Origin of the sequence: Brevibacterium sp. Mu109, from assembly GCF_900169375.1 — a bacterium.
GTDB classification, from domain to species: Bacteria; Actinomycetota; Actinomycetes; order Actinomycetales; family Brevibacteriaceae; genus Brevibacterium; species Brevibacterium yomogidense_A.
This window is the reverse complement of record NZ_FXZF01000006.1, coordinates 54958-69634: the sequence shown is the minus strand read 5'-3', so window position 1 is coordinate 69634 and position 14677 is coordinate 54958. Positions and strand designations below refer to the sequence as shown.

Annotated in this window: 13 protein-coding genes; 9 read left to right on the top strand and 4 right to left on the bottom strand. The window is 68.6% G+C overall.

From position 1 onward, the window contains the following. Window positions 1-67: 67 nt before the first annotated feature. The 7 genes from BSP109_RS05225 to BSP109_RS17235 all read left to right on the top strand — a co-directional run bounded on the left by BSP109_RS05225 (window position 68) and on the right by BSP109_RS17235 (window position 6764). Window positions 68-982, top strand: a complete 915-nt coding sequence (locus BSP109_RS05225) for an acyl-CoA thioesterase domain-containing protein (RefSeq protein WP_101599609.1) — start codon at window positions 68-70, stop codon at window positions 980-982. Next, entirely contained in the window at window positions 979-1872 is an 894-nt protein-coding gene (locus BSP109_RS05220) for an SDR family oxidoreductase (protein ID WP_087009064.1), read from the top strand. Before BSP109_RS05225 ends, BSP109_RS05220 begins: the two co-directional genes overlap by 4 nt. 44 nt (window positions 1873-1916) lie before the next feature. Continuing rightward, a complete protein-coding gene (gene pyrE, locus BSP109_RS05215) occupies window positions 1917-2495 on the top strand; it encodes an orotate phosphoribosyltransferase (protein WP_087009063.1) in 579 nt (192 codons plus the stop codon). A gap of 146 nt (window positions 2496-2641) precedes the next feature. After that, complete coding sequence (locus BSP109_RS05210) at window positions 2642-3541, top strand: ABC transporter ATP-binding protein (RefSeq protein ID WP_257944567.1); 900 nt, start codon at window positions 2642-2644, stop codon at window positions 3539-3541. A gap of 4 nt (window positions 3542-3545) precedes the next feature. After that, the gene (locus BSP109_RS05205; protein ID WP_101599607.1) at window positions 3546-4952 is read left to right on the top strand and encodes an ABC transporter permease; all 1407 of its coding nucleotides are present in this window, start codon (window positions 3546-3548) and stop codon (window positions 4950-4952) included. Beyond that, on the top strand, window positions 4949-5578 hold the full coding sequence (locus BSP109_RS05200) for a TrmH family RNA methyltransferase (RefSeq protein WP_101599606.1): 630 nt from the start codon (window positions 4949-4951) through the stop codon (window positions 5576-5578). Before BSP109_RS05205 ends, BSP109_RS05200 begins: the two co-directional genes overlap by 4 nt. Window positions 5579-5627: 49 nt before the next feature. Next, complete coding sequence (locus BSP109_RS17235) at window positions 5628-6764, top strand: hypothetical protein (protein WP_180959618.1); 1137 nt, start codon at window positions 5628-5630, stop codon at window positions 6762-6764. Window positions 6765-6893: 129 nt separating this feature from the next. On the opposite strand, the gene BSP109_RS05190 is transcribed toward BSP109_RS17235, so the two are convergent. From BSP109_RS05190 to BSP109_RS05180, 3 genes are all read right to left on the bottom strand, one after another. After that, complete coding sequence (locus BSP109_RS05190; protein ID WP_087009055.1) at window positions 6894-8054, bottom strand: acyl-CoA dehydrogenase family protein; 1161 nt, start codon at window positions 8052-8054, stop codon at window positions 6894-6896. A 32-nt stretch (window positions 8055-8086) separates the two neighbouring features. Next, on the bottom strand, window positions 8087-9280 hold the full coding sequence (locus BSP109_RS05185; protein ID WP_087009054.1) for an acyl-CoA dehydrogenase family protein: 1194 nt from the start codon (window positions 9278-9280) through the stop codon (window positions 8087-8089). 71 nt (window positions 9281-9351) lie between these two features. Continuing rightward, complete coding sequence (locus tag BSP109_RS05180; protein ID WP_101599605.1) at window positions 9352-10695, bottom strand: MFS transporter; 1344 nt, start codon at window positions 10693-10695, stop codon at window positions 9352-9354. 227 nt (window positions 10696-10922) lie between these two features. Here BSP109_RS05180 and BSP109_RS05175 point away from each other — a divergent pair, with 227 nt between their 5' ends. After that, window positions 10923-12917, top strand: coding sequence for a BCCT family transporter (locus BSP109_RS05175; RefSeq protein ID WP_101599604.1), 1995 nt, complete (start codon window positions 10923-10925; stop codon window positions 12915-12917). Window positions 12918-13032: 115 nt separating this feature from the next. Beyond that, entirely contained in the window at window positions 13033-14055 is a 1023-nt protein-coding gene (gene fbaA / locus BSP109_RS05170) for a class II fructose-bisphosphate aldolase (protein ID WP_101599603.1), read from the top strand. 3 nt (window positions 14056-14058) lie between these two features. Here fbaA and BSP109_RS05165 read toward each other — a convergent pair whose 3' ends face one another. After that, the gene (locus BSP109_RS05165; RefSeq protein WP_179207191.1) at window positions 14059-14562 is read right to left on the bottom strand and encodes a hypothetical protein; all 504 of its coding nucleotides are present in this window, start codon (window positions 14560-14562) and stop codon (window positions 14059-14061) included. Window positions 14563-14677: the final 115 nt, after the last annotated feature.

Below are 14677 nucleotides of genomic sequence, written 5' to 3'. Positions count from 1 at the left end.
GCGGCAGCGGCACGCTCACAGCGCCGGGTGGTCATGCATCGGGCCGAACGATCGATAGATTGGTGTCATGCCTGCAGCACTGAACCATCACATCGGCGCGGACGGCGAGACCGTCCCGCACGCGTACTTCGTCCGCACCGGGGAGCGCTCGTTCCGCTCGACCGTCCACTCCCAGGGCGCGTGGCAGGACGGCGAGCAGCACATGGCCGCCGCGTCGGGCCTCGTCATCCACGAGCTGGAGCGCGCGCTCCCGTCGTCCAAGCTCATCTCCCGGATCACCTTCGACATCCTGGGCGTCATCCATTCGGGTGAGTTCGACATCGAGGTCGACGTCGTCCGCCCGGGCCGCACGATCGAGCTGGTCGAGGCACGCATGGTCCATCGCGCGGAGCACACCGGCGCCGCCGAGGTCCCTGCCACTTCTGACCGAGCCGCGCGCCCGGCCGTGCCGGGCCGTCCCCGGACGTCCGTCACCGCGCGCGTGTGGCGGCTGGTCGCATCCGACACGTCCTCCGTCATGGGTGCGGAGGTGGATCCCCTCCCCGCGCGGGACGCGGGTGAGTCCCGGGACCTGTCCGAGGTCTGGCCCGGCGGGTACATCGGGTCGCTCACCGGCGCCGAGGTCCCGGGCGGCCGTCCCGGACGGCGCCGGCTCTGGGCGGACACGGACGTGCCGCTGGTCGACGGCGAAGCCGACGGTGACTATGCGGGCTTCGTGAAGTTCTGCGACGGGATGAACGGGTTCGCCGTGCGGGAGGACCCGCAGCAGGTGTTCTTTCCCAACGTCGACCTCACCCTCCACTTCATGCGGCAGCCGGTTCCCGGCCCCGTCGGGATGGACATCGACGTCGCGTTCGGCGACAGCGGGATGGGCGTCACCCACGGGGTCTTCCACGACGAGCGGGGACCGGTCGCGCACTGCGCGCAGTCCCTGACAGTCCGGCTCCCGCAGGGTTCGCAGCGAGCGGACCAGTCGGGATGACGGCGACCGACTCGGCGGCGACAGGTCCGACGGGGACCAGTCGGACAGGGGCCGGTTCGACAGTGGCCGGTTCGTCTGGGTCCCAGGGCCGGCCTCGGGCACTCATCACCGGCGCCAGCGCCGGTCTGGGCCGCGAGTACGCGCGACAGCTCGCCGCCGACGGCTACGACCTCGTGCTCGCCGCCCGCGGACGCGACGCCCTCGACGAGTGTGCCCGCGAGCTGGAGGCCGGCTTCGGGATCACCGCGGATGTGAGGGTGGTCGACCTCGCGACGCAGGAGGGGATCGACGACCTCGCGGATCTCATCGACCGCGTGCGGATCGATGTGCTCGTCAACAACGCGGGCTTCGGCCTCAAGACGTCGATGCGGGGCACGGACGACGAACGGCTCATCGCGAGCGACATGGTCATGCTGCGGGCGGTGACGATCCTCAGCGTGCGCGCCGCCCGGCGCATGGAGGAGCGGGGGAGGGGCGGGATCCTCACGGTGTCGTCCCTCGCGGCGCTGGGCGCCTACGGCGTGTACTCATCCGTGAAGAGCGCCGCACTGCTGGCGACGGAGGCGCTGGCCGTCGAGCTCGCTGACACCCCCGTCACCGTCACCGCGGTGCTGCCCGGGTTCGTGAAGACGGAGTTCCACGATCGGATGAGGGTGCGCCGCGCGGGCCCGTCCTGGGCGTGGCTGGACGCCGAGGACGTGGTCGCGGAATCGCTGCGCGACGCACGGTCGGGCGCTGTCGTGAGCGTGCCGAGCCTTCGCTACAAGGCGGTGTACGCCCTCGCGCAGTGCGTTCCGCGGTCACTCGTGCGCGACCTCAGCGGCGGATTCGGGATGGCGCGGAGGAAGGCGCAGGCGCGCTCCGGCGGACGCCGGGCGGCAGGGTCGTGAGACGCGTGATCCCCGACGGCGGCGGACGGTTCTAGGATGAGGGCATGACTGACAGTGCTGTGAACCGCTCGCGCCTCCTCGCGCTCATCGATGAACTCGCGGTCGTCCGCGGACGCGTCACCCTGGCATCCGGCATGGAGGCCGACTACTACCTCGACCTCCGCCGCGTCACTCTGGAGCACCGGGCGGCACCGCTCGTGGGCGATGTCGTCCTCGACCTCCTCCACGAGCACGGCATGCTGGAGGGCCCGGACGCGGTGCAGGCGGTCGGCGGCCTCACGATGGGAGCAGATCCCGTCGGCACGGCGGTCATGCACCGTTCCGCAGTCCGCGGCACCCCGCTGGACACCTTCGTCGTGCGGAAGGCCGCGAAGCAGTACGGCATGGGCCGTCGTGTCGAGGGCCCCGATGTCGCGGGGAAGCGCGTCATCGCCATCGAGGACACCTCCACGACGGGCGGTTCCGTGCTCGACGCGGTCGCGGCGCTGCGTGAGGCGGGCGCCCACGTCGTCGGCGTCGTCGTCGTGATGGACCGCGATACCGGTGCGAAGGAGCGTGTGGAGAAGGAAGCCGGGGTACCGTACCTCGCAGCGCTGAGCACACACGACCTCGGCCTGGAATGAGAACCATCGGCGGCTGAGAGGTTTCCGCGAAGCCTCTGACTTCAGCGCCGAGCGGTTTGCTCGCGGAGCCGCACGACAGCAGACTGACCTAGGCGTTCCAACAGCGTCTGCCCGTGTGTGCTCGCTGCGGCGTGCACACAACCGACATGCAGAAGGACGATCAAGTGCTCGAAGTGAAGGGGTTGACGGTCTCCCACGGCCGGAAGACCTACCTCAAGGACGTCACATTCTCCGCCGATTCGGGACGCCTCACCGGTGTGGTCGGCCTGCGCGGCTCGGGGAAGACGGAGCTGGTCCGCACGATCATGGGCCTCATCGACGCGGATGAGGGCACGATCGAACTGGCCGGCACGCAGCTGGGCTTCGGCGACCGCCAGAACTTCGGGTACCTCCCGAGCGAGCGCGGCGGCTACCCGCGGATGAAGGTGCTCGAGCAGATCGTCTACCTCTCCCGCCTCCACGGGATGACGCTCGGAGCGGCGGAGAAGAACGCCGTCACCCTCCTGGCGCGCCTCGACATGTCAGACCGGGCCTACGCCCAGCTGAGCCACCTCTCGGGCAGCGAGGTGGCGCGCGTGGACATCGCGGCGGTCCTCGCGGCGGACCCGGACGTCGTGCTCCTCGACGAGCCGTTCGACGGACTGGACGCGGAATCGGCGACAGCGGTCTTCCAGCTGCTGAAGGACCATGCGGACTCCGGCGTGCCGGTCCTCTTCACGACGGACAAGTGGCGTCTGGCCCAGGAGCACGCGGACGATCTCATCGTCCTGTCGCACGGACGGATCCTCGCGGAGGGGACGCTCGACTCCCTCCAGGGAGACACGACGACGTACTCGGTCCGCTACGCGGACGCAGCGGCCGCTGATGCCGCAGTATCGACGCTGGAGGACGCCGGCGCGACCGACGTCGTCGTCGATGCGGACACGGTCGCGTTCGGCGCGGTCGCGGAAGACGAAGCGGTCGCCGCCGTGCGCGCGACTGAGGGTGTACGCGCGTTCGGTCCGGTCAAGCGGGACCTCGCAGACCTGTTCAAGGAGTCGGTGTAAGCACATGGTGGACAAGAAGCGCAATGACGAGGTCGATCCGACGGACGACGTCCCCACCGACCCGGTGGTCGAGGACTCGTCGGTCGACGACGACACGATCGATGACGAGGCCCTGGCCGATGACTTCATCGACGTGGGCGACGCGGACGAGGTCCCCGAGGAGCTGCGGGAGGACCGACCGGATCCCGCTGCAGTGCCCAAGACCGGCCTCGTGAGCGAGTTCCACGATCTCTCCGCATCGCAGGCGGCCTATCTCGTGGCCCACCGGGAGACCTCGTCGGTCTCCCGCAGTCCGCTCTTCTACGTGACCTCCCTGCTGCTGGGCGTGGCCGTCATCGCCGCGATGATCATCGGATTCCAGCAGGCAGGCGCAGGTCCCGGCGAGGGCGAGGGCTCAGACACCCTCGCGATCGTCGGCGTGCCGCAGGAGCAGGTGGACGCGTTCTCACAGCAGCTCGGCCTCCCCGCCGTCGCCGTCGAGGACCAGGCGGCAGGCGAGGCGCTGCTGCGCAGCGGCGAGGCGGGCGCGGTCTACGTGCTCGACCCGACCGGAATGCAGCCCGCGTCCCTGCTCGCGCTCAACCGCGACCCGGAGGCGATCCTCGACAAGCTCAACCAGCCGGTCCCGGTCGACTACCTCGAGCAGCCCGCCGTCGCACCGGTCCTCGGTGATCCCGTGGCCTGGGGCCTCGGCATCGTCGTGGCACTCGCCGGCCTGACGCTGGGAGCAGCGCTCTACCAGAATCTCCGGACGGAGAAGCGGAACCGGCTCGCAGAGGTGATCGCCTCCACGATCCCCGCCCGCTCGTCCGCATGGGGACGCGTCTACGGACTCTCGCTGCTGTCGCTGACGTTCACGCTCATCGCCGCCGGCGTGCTGCTCATCGGCCTGTCGATCGGTCAGCAGACCACGATCGCGATGGCTCTGCTCCCCGTCCTGGGGTGGTTCGCGCTCATCGCGCTGATGACGGTGTTCATCATCCTCTCCGCACATCTATGGGTTGCGACGAGTGCATCGCGACGGGTGCGACGGATCGGCTATGCGGCCGTCGTCCTCCTCACCGTCGCCGGTGTGCTGGCACCGCTCGTGCTGCGGACGCAGGAGACCGTCATGCTCTGGCTGTCGTACACGCCGTTCACTGCTCCCGTCGCCATGCCGATGCGCTACCTCGCCGGCCAGGCCGAGTGGTGGGAGGGGCTCGCATCCGCAGGTGCTTCGGCCATTGTGGGAGTCATCGTGTTCTGGCTCGCATCCGCGGCCTACCAGCGCACGCTGCTGCGCGGCGCGGGCCGTTCGGGACGCAAGGCCAAGGCGGGCGTCGCGGCGAAGAGCGGCTCGACGGCGAAGAACGACTCGACAGCGAAGAGTGACTCGACGTCGAAGCGGAGCCCCGCGAAGTCGAAGGCGTGACCGAGTCCGACAGCACGCCTGTGGGGGTGGGGCCCTGGGAGGGCCCCACCCCCACAGGCGATCAGTGGGATCCCCAGCTGCTGGCGGACGGCGACCGCCGCAACGTGGTCGACGGCTACCGGTACTGGTCGATGGACGCGATCGTCGCGGACCTGGATCAGCGTCGTCACGGCTTCCACGTGGCGGTCGAGAACTGGCAGCACGACCTCAACATCGGATCCGTGGTGCGCACGGCCAACGCGTTCAACGCAGCCGCGGTGCACATCGTGGGGCGCCGCCGGTGGAACCGTCGCGGTGCGATGGTGACGGACCGCTATCAGCACCTCCACCATCACGCAGACGTCAGCGAGCTGGTCACCTGGGCGGAGCAGGCGGACATGCCCCTGATCGGCATCGACAACTTCCCCGATTCCGTCGACCTGGAGACGTACGAGCTGCCTGCGGAGTGCGTCCTGCTGTTCGGGCAGGAGGGTCCGGGGCTCAGCCCGGAGGCCCACGCCGCGTGCGACGCGGTGCTGTCCATCGCCCAGTTCGGGTCGACCCGTTCGATGAACGCGGCAGCGGCCGCCGCCATCGCGATGCACGCGTGGGTCCGCCGCCATGTCTTCGGACAGGTGCCTCGCTGACCCGCTGATAGATTGGCCCCAGTCGTACCCACGTCGAATGGAGCCCTCCATGGCCGCCCCCTCCCGGCACACCCGTTCCAGGCCACTCGCGGCGACGGCGGTCGCCGCCGTGCTGCTCTTCCTCCTGAGCGGCTGTGTGAAGCTGAACGCAGACTTCCAGGTGGATGCGGAGGAGAACCTCACCGGAGCGATGGAGATCCTCGTGGATCCCGTCGCGCTCGAGGACATGGGCTCGCCCGACCCCTCGCAGGAACTGGACGATGCCGTCCAGGAGGCGCAGTCGGACCCCGAGACCCCGGAGGGCACGACCGTCGAGCGCGTCGATGACGAGGAAGGCTACATCGGCATGCGCGTCGCGTTCGACGCCGTGCCGGCCTCCGAGTTCCAGAGCGGTGGAGGCGGGCTCGGAGACGTGGGTGTCGAGGGCATCCAGGTGGAGACCACCGACGGCGAGATCACCTTCTCCATGACGAACCCGCTCGTCGCGGGGATGGACACCGCCGACCCCTACGGATCCACGAGCGGGATGCCGTCGGCCCGGTCGATGTTCGATGAAGCGGTGGTCGCCGTGACGTTCCCCGGCAGCGTGGTCTCCGCAGAAGGCGCGGAGGTCGACGGGAGCACAGCGACGTGGAACCTCCGCGACTACGACGGCGATACTCTCAGCGCCACTGGCGAGGCCTCGAGCTTCCCCTGGGTGACAGTCCTCATCGTCGCGGGTGTGCTCGTCCTCCTGCTCATCATCGGGGGCGTCATCGTGCTGCTCGTCGTGCTGCGCAGGAAGAAGGCGCGGCAGGCCGGAGGACCGCAGCAGATGATGTATGCGGGCGCCGCTGGTGGACCGGGAGCCATGGGCCCAGGACCCGGACAGTACCCAGGAGGCCCACCGTCCGGGCCGCACACCGCAGGTGGGCAGCCGGGGCCCTACGGCCAGCCGGGACCGCAGGGGCAGCCCGGCCCATACGGACAGCCCGGTCCATACAGCCACCCAGGACCGCAAGGACAGCCGGGGCCTCACGGACAGCCAGGGACGTTCGGCCCCGGGCCCCAGGGACCCTACGGACAGCAGCCGGGCGGAGCCCCCTACCCGCCGTCACAGGGTGCGCCGAACGGCGGTGACGATGCTCGTCGCTTCGCGCCGCCGCCGCGGCAGGAGCCACCTCCCGGCTCCCACCCGAACAGCTGAGGGGAGGGGCCACCGGCACCCGGACCGCTGAGGCACCCGGGCCGCTGAGGCACGCGGATGAATGACGGAGGGGCCGTCCCCTGTGGGACGGCCCCTCCGCTGTGCCTGCTCTGCGCAGGTCAGGTCACCTCAGCTGAGGTCCGCGGCCTGCGGCTCGATGAGCCCGCCCAGCGATGCCAGCTCCTGCGACACGGTGTCGACGTCGTCGAACGTGCGCGGGATGACGGTGAGGCGCTTGGCGTAGTGACCGATGGGGTACTCCATCGTCATGCCGATGCCGCCGTGCATCTGGATCGACTCCTGGCTGATCTCGCGCGATGCGTCATCGATGATGAGCTTCGATGCGAGCACGTCGCGGTGACGCGACTTCGAATCGCCCGCGCCCTCGTCGGCGCTCTCCTCGCCGGTGATGGCGAGCTTCGCGTACAGCGCCATCGACTTCGCGCTCTCAAGCGTCGCGTAGGCGTCGGCGGCGCGGTGCTGGAGCACCTGGTTGACACCGATCGGAGCACCGAACTGCTCACGGGTCTTGAGGTACTCCGCCGTCATGGTGAGCGAAGCCTCCATCGCGCCCACCGCTTCCGCGGCGAGCGCCGCGTTCGCGGTGTCCACGACGCGTTCGATGACTGCGCTCGCGTCGCCGGCGCCCAGGCGAGTCGCCGGAGCATCGGCGAACACGACGGATCCGGTGCGGATGCCATCGGCCTGCATGCGTCCTTCGACCGTCACGCCCTGCGCGTCCGCATCGACGAGGAACAGGCCCACGCCGCCGTCCACGGCGGCGGACACGACGAACGTGTGCGCATCCGCGGCACCGAGCACGGACGACTTCTCGCCGCTCACGGCGAAGCCGCTGCCGGAATCCGCTGCGGTGGTCGAGGGAGCGGTGAGGTCGTAGCGGCTCGTGGGCTCGTAGCCTGCGAAGGCGAGCAGCTTCTCACCCTCGATGAGGCCCGTGAGGATGTCCTGCTTCTGCTCCGAGGTGCCCGCCGCGTCGACGAGTCCTCCGCCCAGGACGACCGTCGACAGGTAGGGCTCGAGGACGAGTGCGCGTCCGAACTCCTCCATGACGACGGCGACTTCGGCGAAGCCCATGTCCGCACCGTCGTAGTCCTCGCTGAACGGCAGGCCCAACAGGCCCAGTTCGGCGAATGTCTGCCACTTCTCCTCGCTCCAGCCCTTCTCCGAGCGGAGGATCTCTTCGCGTGCGGCAGCGTCGTACTCGGTGCGCAGCAGGCGCGCCACCGTCGACTTCAGTTCGCGCTGCTCATCAGTGAGTTCAAGGTCCATCTGTGTCTCCTAATCCGATGAAGTCGATTGTGTCAGAGGCCCAGGATGGCCTTGCTGATGATGCCGCGCTGGACCTCGGAGGAGCCTCCGTAGATGGTCACCTTGCGGTAGTTGAAGTAATCGCGGATCGCGTCGACCGATGCCGTGGGCAGATCCGTGAAGCCGTCCGCCGTGGCGGGCGCCTCGATGAAGTCCAGGCCCTGCGGGCCCAGCACGTCGACGAGCAGCTCGGTGATGTCCTGCTGCAGCTGCGAACCGTGCAGCTTGAGGACGGAGGACCGCGGGTCCGGCTGGTCGTTGCCCGCCACCTGCGTGGACAGGATGCGCAGCTGGGTGAATTCCAGAGCGGTGAGACGCGCCTCGAGCTTCGTGAGGCGTGCGGAGAACATCGGGTCGTCCAGGAGGGTGCCGCGCGACGTCCTCGTCATCGCCGCGTACGCCTTCGCGCGTGCGAGGTTCACCTTCGACATGCCGATGCGGGCGATGCCGGTGCGCTCGTTGCCCAGGAGGAACTTCGCGTACGTCCAGCCCTTGTTCTCTTCGCCCACGAGGTTCTCGACGGGGACTTCGACGTTGTCGAAGAAGACCTCGTTGACCTCGACGCTGCCGTCGATGAGCTCGATCGGCCGGACCGTGACGCCGGGCGTCGTCATGTCGATGAGGAGGAACGAGATGCCGGCCTGCTTCTTCACGGTCGGGTCCGTGCGGACCAGCATGAAGATCCAGTCGCCGTACTGTCCCAGCGTCGTCCAGGTCTTCTGGCCGTTCACGATGTAGACGTCGCCCTTGCGGACAGCGGACGTCTTCAGCGACGCGAGGTCCGAACCGGCGTCCGGCTCGGAGAAGCCCTGCGACCACCAGATGTCGATGTTGGCCGTGGCCGGGAGGAAGCGCTCCTTGATCTCCTGGCTGCCGAATGCCGCGATGACGGGGCCGACCATGGAGGCGTTGAATGCGAGCGGCTGGGGGACGCATGCCAGCTGCATCTCCTCGAGCCAGATGTGACGCTGCACGGGCGTCCAGTCCTGACCGCCCCATTCGACGGGCCAGTTGGGCACGGCGTACCCGTGCTTGTTGAGGATGCGCTGGGTCGTGACGAGGTCGTCCTTGCCCATCTCCTGTCCGGTGGCGACCTTGTACCGGATCGCCTCAGGGATCTCGGTGCGGTAGAAGTCGCGCATGTGCTGAGCGAACTCCCGCTCTTCCTGATTCAGTAACTGATCCATGAACACTCCTGTGTGGGAATCGGGGCGCTCCGGCGCATGCCGGATGCCGATCGTCGCAGTGATTCTACCAATTAACTGGACGATCGTTCAGCCGACAGCGACCCGGATTGTGACCGACGCAACGTCCAGAAGAGCAGAAGGCCCGCGATCAGCACCAGCGCGATGCCCAGAGCACCTGCCCGCTGGTACCCCAGGAGCGCGATGAACGTCGCGAACATGACGGGCCCCAGGAAGCTGACCGCGCGACCCGTGGTCGCGTAGAGGCCGAAGTTCTCACCGGCCTCCTCGGGGGGCGTGATCCGTGCGAGGTAGGCGCGTGAGGAGGACTGGACCGGACCGACGAACAGGCACATGAACACCGCGGTGGTCCAGAAGACGGCGGGCGAGTCGGAGATCGCGATGGGGACGGTTCCAGCGATGAGGCAGACGAGTCCGGTGATGATGACCGCGGAGGATCCCACCCTGTCATCGATCCAGCCCGCGGCGATCGCGCCGATCCCGGCGGAGACGTTCGCCGCGACACCCAGCATGATCACCTCGGACGCGGAGAGGCCGTAGGAGCCGGCGGCCAAAACCCCGGCGAACGCGAAGATCGCCGCGAGGCCGTCGCGGAAGACCGCGGAGGCGATGAGGAAGCGCAGAGTCAGGCGATCCTCGCGCCACATCCTGACGATGCGACGGATGAGGCGGCGGTAGTCGGCCAGGAAGAGTCGGATGCTGCTGAACAGTCCCGACTGCCCGCGCGCCGCGGCCTGGCCTGAGTCTTCGGATCCGGACGGGACGGGTGAACGAGGAGCGAAGAAGAGGACGGGCAGTGCGAAGACCGCGAACCACGCCGCGGCGAGCACCGCCACGATGCGGTAGCGCAGCCCGTCCTCGTCGACCGCGCCGAACCAGCCGACCTCCGGGTTGATGACGGTGAAGAGGAGGAGGACGAGGAGGGCCAGGCCGCCGAGGTAGCCCATGCCCCAGCCGATGCCGGAGATCCGTCCGACGGTGCTGGGGGTGGACACCGACAGGAGGATGCTGTTGTAGGACACTTCGGCGAATTCGAAGAACACGTTGCCGAGCGCCAGGAGGACCAGGCCCAGCCACAGGTGCCCCGATGTGTCCTCGACGAAGAACATGGCGGCCATGCAGGCGACGACGACGAACGTGTGGAAGCCCAGCCAGAACCTGTGCCGTCCGCCCGCATCGGCGCGGGTGCCGGCAGCGGGAGCCACGAGGGCGATGACGAGCCCCGCGGCGGCCGTGGCCCAGCCCAGCGCCTGCGAGCCCGCCTCCTCCGTCGCCGCGACGCCTGTGGTCAGGTACGGCGCGAAGACGAACGTCACGATGACCGCGTTGAAGGAGGCGGATCCCCAATCCCAGAGTGCCCACGAGGCAACGGCCCGACGGCCCCCAGTTCTCAGCATGCCTCCAGAGTAGTGCGCTCACGACTCGCCTCTTTCCGGAGACCCGGTCGGGACCGCCGCTTCTGTCAACCGAGAGTTCTCGCCAGAATTCGTGACAGGAGGCTGGATTCTTGTTTGACTGGGGGGCAACTGCAACGAACGAGCGAGCCGCTCGAATCCGTCGCCGCGTCCCCTGCCCTCGAAGCAGGAGGGGTGTGGTGTCGGAGCATCGGGCGAGGGGAGGCACCATGTCCAAGCCGGACGATGAGCACGTGGCGACAGGGGAGGGCATTCCCTCCGCAGAGCCGGGGGGCGCCTCGGGGCATCCTGACGGTCCGGAAGCGCCGGCGCGCGACCACGTCGCCATCACTGCAGATCCGGCGCCGGCGCCGATCTCGGACACGGACTCGGACGAGGAGATCACGGAGAAGCTCAAGCGCCAGGGAGTGCGGCTGGGCAAGGGGAGCATCGCTCCGGCCGTGTTCTGGCCGTCGCTGATCATCGTCCTCGCCTTCGCGCTCTTCGCCATCGTCTTCCCGCAGGCCGCGGACACGGCGCTCACGGGGACGCAGAGCTGGATCGTCGGCAATCTGGGCTGGTTCTACCAGATCGTCATCGCTGTCTTCATCGTCTACGCGATCTTCATCGCATTCTCCCGGTTCGGCAAGATCACGCTGGGCAGGGACGGTGAGAAGCCCGAATTCGGAGTGTTCTCCTGGTTCGCCATGCTCTTCGCGGCGGGTATGGGCATCGGTCTGGTGTTCTACAGCGTCGGCGAGCCGCTGACCTTCGCGACCAGCGGTCCGAAGCCCGGGTGGCCGGGCACTGAGACCACTGCAGAGGGCATCACCTCGGTCATCCCGGGGATGGAGATCGACGTGGCCCAGCTGGCCATGGCGCAGACGTTCGTGCACTGGGGCCTGCACCCGTGGGCCGCCTACGCCGTCATCGGCCTGGCCCTCGCATATGCGATCCATCGCCGCGGCCGCCCGGTCTCGATCCGCTGGGCGCTCGAGCCCATCTTCGGAGATCGTGTCAAGGGCTGGCTCGGAGACGTGGTCGACGTCCTGGCGATCTTCGGCACGCTGTTCGGCATCGCCACATCCCTGGGCCTCGGCGTGCAGCAGATCTCGTCCGGGCTGATGGCGATGGGCGTGGTCGACTCCGCGAGCAACGCGCTGCTGGTCATCCTCGTCGTGGTCATCACCTTCCTCGCGACGGCCTCCGTCATCACCGGTCTGGGCGCAGGCATCAGGTGGCTGTCCAACATCAACCTGTCGCTGGCGGGGCTGCTGCTGATCTCCGTGCTGCTGCTGGGACCCACGCTCTTCCTGTTCCAGAACTTCGCGCAGTCGATCGGCGTCTACCTCTCCGAAGTCCTCGGCATGACTCTGGACGCAGGGGCCTACACGGGTGATGCGGGCGCCGACTGGGCAGCGAGCTGGACGATCTTCTACTGGGGCTGGTGGATGGCCTGGGCGCCGTTCGTCGGTGTCTTCATCGCGCGCATCTCGCGTGGACGCACGGTCCGCCAGTTCATCGCCGGCGTCCTGCTGGTGCCCACCACCGTTGGATTCTTCTGGTTCTCGGTGATCGGCGGAGCCGGGCTGTACCGCCAGCTGTTCGGCGCAGGTGACCTCGTGGGCGAGGAGGGCGTACTCCCCGAGGCCGCGCTCTTCGACATGCTCGGAGGCCTCCCCCTGGGCGGGATCCTGTCGGTGATCGCGATCATCCTCGTGGCGATCTTCTTCATCACCTCATCGGATTCGGGTTCGCTCGTGGTCGACATGCTGGCCTCCGGCGGACACCCGAACCCCCCGACGTGGTCCCGCGTGATGTTCGCGCTGCTCGAGGGACTGCTGGCGATCGGACTCCTGATGTCGGGCGGGCTGACCGCGCTGCAGGCGGGGTCCCTGATCACCGCGCTTCCCTTCAGCGTGATCCTGCTCCTGATGTGCTGGGCGACATTCCGCAGTCTGAATGCCGATCAGAAGCGCAGGGACGAGCTGGAGAGGCGGGCCCGCTACGAGTGGTTCAGCGAGCAGCTCGCCGAGGACTTCGACGACACACTCGGGTACCAGGTCGATTCGCGGATCGACAGCCGAATCGACTACCGGCTCCGGCGCACGACGGGCCCCTTCGACCGCGGCTCGCAGGGATCCGGAGCCGCGCCGGGGTCCGGGACCCCGCAACAGACGGACGAGCGGGGTCGAGGGCTCTTCGGCCGTCGCAAGCGTGACTGATCCGCCCCGCGCGCCGGGCGTTCGGTCCGGCGCGCGGCGCGGTGCCGCCGCAGTGGAGGATTCCGCGATGGAATGACAGCATGAAGCAGGTCAGCACCACATAGAAGGAGTCGTCATGCCTATCGCCACCCCTGAGGTCTACTCCGAGCTCATCGATCGAGCGAAGGAGAACGGATTCGCGTACCCGGCGGTCAACTGCACGTCGTCGCAGACGATCAACGCGGCGATCCGGGGATTCGCGGAGGCGGAGTCCGACGGCATCATCCAGGTCTCCACCGGCGGTTCGGAGTACCTCTCCGGCCCCACGGTGAAGGACCGGGTGCGCGGTGCGATCGCGTTCGCGGTGTACGCCCACGAAGTCGCGAAGTCCTTCGACGTGAACATCGCCCTCCATACCGACCACGCCCCCAAGGACGCGGTCGAGGACTGGGTGAAGCCTCTGCTCGAGGTCTCCAGGGAGCGTGCGAAGCGCGGCGAGGGACCGCTCTTCGGATCGCACATGTGGGACGGCTCGGCCGTGCCGCTGCAGGAGAACCTCACGATCGCGGAGGAGCTCCTGGAGCTGTCGAACCAGGCGAACACGCTGCTCGAGATCGAGATCGGCGTGGTCGGCGGTGAAGAGGACGGCGTGGAGAACGCGATCAACGAGAAGCTCTACACGACCGTCGATGACGCGCGGGCGACGATCCAGGCGCTCGGTGCGGGCGAGAAGGGCCGCTATCTCACCGCCCTCACGTTCGGCAATGTGCACGGCGTGTACAAGCCGGGGCACGTGAAGCTCCGTCCCGAACTCCTGGGCGAGATCCAGGAGGTGATCGGCGCCGAGGTCGGGAAGGACCGGCCGTTCGACCTCGTCTTCCACGGCGGGTCGGGATCCTCGGAAGAGGACATCGCGACGGCGGTGCGCCACGGCGTGGTGAAGATGAACATCGACACGGACACGCAGTACGCCTTCACGCGTCCGGTCGTCGACCACGTCATGAAGAACTACGACGGCATCCTCAAGATCGACGGAGATGTGGGCGACAAGAAGATGTACGACCCCCGCGCATGGGGGAAGGCCGCCGAGGCCTCGATGGCCGACCGCATCGCCGAAGCGTGCCGGCACCTCGGCTCTGCCGGCAACCGTATGGCCTGAGGATCAGGCCCGCGCCCGCGCGACCGCGCGGAGGACCTCGTCGATCTCATCGGCGGTCCGTACCGCCTCGGGGGACCCCAGGCGGTACGGATCCGCGATGTCGTCCCTCCGCGTGAGCGCGGGGCGATCAGCGGACGGCGACGGCGCGCTCCACAGCGGGGACCTCGGCGCCGCCGCACGATCCCGGGCGTACGCCTTCATGACGAACGTCCGGTCGGCGAGGTCGGGCCACGCATTTACGACGAACGCGCGGTGCTCGCGCGTGGCGCAGAGGATCAGCCCTGAGGCGTAGGCGATCGGCTCCGTCAGCTGCCGTGCGCTGAACCCGTCAGCCGTGCCGCCGCGCTCGATCAGCACCTCTGCGAGGCTCTCATCCACGCCCCACCCCCGCATCGCGTGGGTGCCGGCGCTGGCGATGGCCGATCCGGGGAACAGCTGCTGCGCACGGCGCTCGGCATAGGCGGATCGGCAGATGTTCCCGGTGCAGAGGAAGAGGACGTCGACCATGTCGCCGATCCTAGCGGCCGCCCTCGACGGGGTGAACCGAGCGTGTCCGCAGGGACGATGCGCTCCGTGGACCCCGGTCGGCGGTAGGCTTGGCCCGCATAGTCCGTCTTCCGCG

Bases quoted from the DNA above. Each gene is read 5' to 3' on its own strand.
- BSP109_RS05225 (WP_101599609.1), top strand. From the start codon at position 68: ATGCCTGCAGCACTGAACCATCACATCGGCGCGGACGGCGAGACCGTC.
- BSP109_RS05220 (WP_087009064.1), top strand. From the start codon at position 979: ATGACGGCGACCGACTCGGCGGCGACAGGTCCGACGGGGACCAGTCGG.
- pyrE (WP_087009063.1), top strand. From the start codon at position 1,917: ATGACTGACAGTGCTGTGAACCGCTCGCGCCTCCTCGCGCTCATCGAT.
- BSP109_RS05210 (WP_257944567.1), top strand. From the start codon at position 2,642: ATGCAGAAGGACGATCAAGTGCTCGAAGTGAAGGGGTTGACGGTCTCC.
- BSP109_RS05205 (WP_101599607.1), top strand. From the start codon at position 3,546: ATGGTGGACAAGAAGCGCAATGACGAGGTCGATCCGACGGACGACGTC.
- BSP109_RS17235 (WP_180959618.1), top strand. From the start codon at position 5,628: ATGGCCGCCCCCTCCCGGCACACCCGTTCCAGGCCACTCGCGGCGACG.
- BSP109_RS05190 (WP_087009055.1), bottom strand. From the start codon at position 8,054: ATGGACCTTGAACTCACTGATGAGCAGCGCGAACTGAAGTCGACGGTG.
- BSP109_RS05185 (WP_087009054.1), bottom strand. From the start codon at position 9,280: ATGGATCAGTTACTGAATCAGGAAGAGCGGGAGTTCGCTCAGCACATG.
- BSP109_RS05180 (WP_101599605.1), bottom strand. From the start codon at position 10,695: ATGCTGAGAACTGGGGGCCGTCGGGCCGTTGCCTCGTGGGCACTCTGG.
- BSP109_RS05175 (WP_101599604.1), top strand. From the start codon at position 10,923: ATGTCCAAGCCGGACGATGAGCACGTGGCGACAGGGGAGGGCATTCCC.
- fbaA (WP_101599603.1), top strand. From the start codon at position 13,033: ATGCCTATCGCCACCCCTGAGGTCTACTCCGAGCTCATCGATCGAGCG.
- BSP109_RS05165 (WP_179207191.1), bottom strand. From the start codon at position 14,562: ATGGTCGACGTCCTCTTCCTCTGCACCGGGAACATCTGCCGATCCGCC.